The sequence below is a fragment of the Nocardia sp. NPDC050435 genome (genome assembly GCF_040655395.1).
Classification (GTDB): Bacteria; Actinomycetota; Actinomycetes; order Mycobacteriales; family Mycobacteriaceae; genus Nocardia.
In genome coordinates, this window is sequence record NZ_JBFAJW010000027.1 from 1 (window position 1) to 3263 (window position 3263).

Genomic DNA, 3263 nt, shown 5'->3' on the forward strand with positions numbered 1-3263 from the left:
ACGGCCGCGATCCGCAGCAGCGAGGTGGCGAATCCGCGCACGACCGCGGTTTGCCCGGCGTTGAGGTGTTCGCGGGGGTGGCTGTCGTTGTAGGCATGGATCGCCTCGGTGATCGCCTCGGCGGGAATCCGGCGCCCGCCGGGCTGCACGGCGAGGTCGATCAGCTGCTGAGTGGTGGCCAAAACGGTGGTGGAGGTGTAGACCTGCGACCCGGCACGCACATGCACGCTGGACCCGTCGCGGCGGGTGAACGCTTCAGGTGGGGTGCGCAGTTCGGGCTCGGCCGCTAGGTCGGGATCCTCCCGTGCGAGCACTTCCGGGGGCACCAACGCCGCCGCGACGACCGCCTCGGCCAAGCGTTGGTGATCGCGCAGATGGATCTGCCCGCGGATCTGGCGTTCGGTTTCGGAACGAATATGGTGCGCCCGCCAGGTCGAACGTTCCCCGGAAACGATCGCCACGACCGTGGCGGCGGTGCGCGCGATCCACGCCGCATCGGTTACCGGGCGCACGCGCCGCACCGGGTTCATCGCCGTGGAGATCATGCGCGCCAACGCGTCACGGCCACCGAGCACCGTGATCGCCTCGCCGCGCCAGTCGGCGCGCTGCTGGGCGCGTGAGCGCGAGGATTGCTTGCCGGGCCGGGTATCCAGCGTGGCGCGCTCGGCCAGATCGAAGACCTCCGCCGGTGCCGGCTCGCGGCCGTGGCGGCGCTGGAACTCCATCGTGAGCTGCCCGAGCCGCTGGGTGATCGCCGAATCACGCTGCGACCAATGCTTGTTCAACTCCGCGGAGATGCCGACGATCTCCCGGATCGGTCGCTTGGAAGGATCCTGATCGGGGCGTTCGTCGAACTCGACACCGGCCATCTCAGTCGCGAAGAGCTCCAAGGCGGTGTTGTAGATCTCGGCGGCGGTGACCACTACCTCGTACACGCGCGCGCCATCAATGGTGCGCCACAACCCATCCAGAGTCCGGACCCGGTTGGCGATGAAGACATGTTCGTGCAGATCCGGATCCCCGGCGCGGCTCTCCCGATGCCCGAACCGCGCGGCGATCAAACCCTCGACATCGACCTGGCGGACCGCGCTACGACCCAGCCTCGTATAGATCGCGTTGGCCTCGATCCAGGCGACCGCGACATCGACCGCGGCGAGGTGGGCGGCCTCGAGCCGCTGCGCGAGAGCACGCGGCGCCACCGCCCACAACGTCGAAAAGCTCTTCACCGGTGAGAAAGTGATGTCGAAACCGGCGACCGCGGTGGTTTGCGGGCGTGAGTTCCGGGCGATCCAGCTCGAGAGTTCGCGACTGTCCAGGGGCGGGCGATCGTATTGTTCGGTGAACATTTCGGTTGCGATTTCGGTGCGGATCCGCGCCTTGATCGCCTCGGGCAGATCGTCATCCGCGCCACCGCCGGCTGCAAGACTGTAGAGGGCGTAGGCGCGTCCGCATCGTTTCCGGTAGGCGGTGACATCGGAGTAGACGCGAAAAGGTGCACCGAGCCGGGTGGCTTTGTCGGCGGCGCGGATCGCGTCTTTGGGTTTGGCGCCCTTGCCGATCTCCTCGGCGATGATCCGTGCCTCGATCTCCTCGGCGTTAGGGTGGCGGCCCAGCCCGTAGAGCGACTTCATCTGCGCTTCGGTGACTTCATCACCTTCGGTGATGCCGAGTGAGGCGAGTCCTTTGCCGTACCAGCGTCCGGGTGCTTCGCCGTGGACGGAGTAGTAGTCGGCCAGGCTGTCTCGCCCGCGCGACGACGTATCGTTGGCGGCGACTTTGCGCAGGTAGTACTGGTATCCGTTGCCTGCGACGACTTTATGCAGTGTCGCGGTCACACTTCCAGCAGACAATCAGTCGCGCGATTTGGGAAGCATTCTGAGTGACAACATCTTTGACACTTCGCGCAAACATGCTGGTCGTTACTGAATCGTAATCCTGATTGCAAGCGGTCTGCTTTATGTGTGGTGGTGTGAGGAGGTGTGGGGTGGGGGTTTATGAGTGATTTGGGGGGTGTGGGTATTTATGAGTGTGGATTGTGTGAGGTGGTTATGTGAGGGTGCGTGGTTATGGGTTGTATTGATGGGTTGTGCGGGCAGTAGTGGGAGTTACAGCAGTATGCGAACTTTCGGAGCCGTGGTTGGGCGCGGTGGCGGCACAGGATGCCAGCCGACGGGTCCGCAGGCGTAGTGGCTGGAACCCAGCGCCACGACATCACCGACCGACAGCGACCGGCGGCGCGCGCGATACCAGCGGCGAGTCAGTGGTTCGTCGCCGTGATCGGGCATGTCGTTGAGAGCGGCGAAGATTCGTCCCAGGACTACCTCGTGGTCGAAACTGGCATCGACGATCCGTTGCAGGACATCGAAGTCGGCCTCACGAACTGAACAGTCGAGCGCGAATCGGTAGACGCGCCGGATCGGGGTCGAGGGGGTGTAGCCCTCGGCGAAGGCGCGTGGATCGGTGGCGAGGTAGACGGTGACCCAGCGCAGGCGGGCGCGTCGGGTCTGGCGGCGCACGAACGCGCGACGGGCACGGGCATGACGAGCACGATGAAACATCGAATCCTCTTTCCGGAACGGGGGAAGGCGGGAGCGGCCCGGCGGCGCGGGCGCTCACGGGTGACCGAAGAGGCGAGTGGGGATGCCCGCGGCGCGGGCGAGAGCGGCGGTGTGGCTGGCACCACGCGAGTTATCGCGGATGAACGCCAGGCACACCTCCGCGCCGAGGGCGACCATCGCCTGGTTACGCACGAACCCGGCGGCGCGGCCGTGGGCGCGCCAGTCGGCGGGGTGGCGTTCGACGCGGCCACCCCAGTGCGCCCAGCACGCCTCACACAGTGCGTCCGCGCCGCGCGGGCACGCCCCGGAAACGAGAATCGCCTCCGGGGACCAGACCTCGGCGAGGGCGGCGCGGATGATCGGCCGGTCGGCCCACGTGCGTGAGCCGGTGATGAGGATGCGTCGAGCGCGCATGATGCCCCACAGGAGTGCGGGCAGCAGACGTGGAAGACAGGTCCGCCGCGGGGATGGACACCGCGACGGACCTGAGAACACAGCGGGCGGGCCACCGGGATGTGGTGACCCGCCCGGAGGGACGGTCGAGCTGGCTCAGGCCGCGCGGTGTTGACGCGGTGCGGGCGTGTCGAGTTCGAGCCAGACCCGGCATGGGGTGCAGTAGCCGTCGACCCGGTGGACGGGTTTGATCTCGGTGCAGCCCTCGCAGCGGCCCTGGAACATCCCCTCGGGCAGCTCCGGTTCGCCACG

General features: G+C 66.9%; 3 protein-coding genes. All 3 read right to left on the bottom strand.

Features of this window, described 5'->3' with window-relative positions:
* The coding region (gene mobF / locus AB0I43_RS40685; protein ID WP_357434271.1) for a MobF family relaxase at window positions 1-1835 on the bottom strand (1835 nt) is incomplete at its 3' end.
* Window positions 1836-2105: 270 nt separating this feature from the next.
* Entirely contained in the window at window positions 2106-2558 is a 453-nt protein-coding gene (locus AB0I43_RS40690) for a hypothetical protein (protein ID WP_357434273.1), read from the bottom strand.
* 54 nt (window positions 2559-2612) lie between these two features.
* Window positions 2613-2972, bottom strand: coding sequence for an SLOG family protein (locus AB0I43_RS40695; protein WP_357434275.1), 360 nt, complete (start codon window positions 2970-2972; stop codon window positions 2613-2615).
* Window positions 2973-3263 lie beyond the last annotated feature (291 nt).

Bases quoted from the DNA above. Each gene is read 5' to 3' on its own strand.
- AB0I43_RS40695 (WP_357434275.1), bottom strand. From the start codon at position 2,972: ATGCGCGCTCGACGCATCCTCATCACCGGCTCACGCACGTGGGCCGAC.
- AB0I43_RS40690 (WP_357434273.1), bottom strand. From the start codon at position 2,558: ATGTTTCATCGTGCTCGTCATGCCCGTGCCCGTCGCGCGTTCGTGCGC.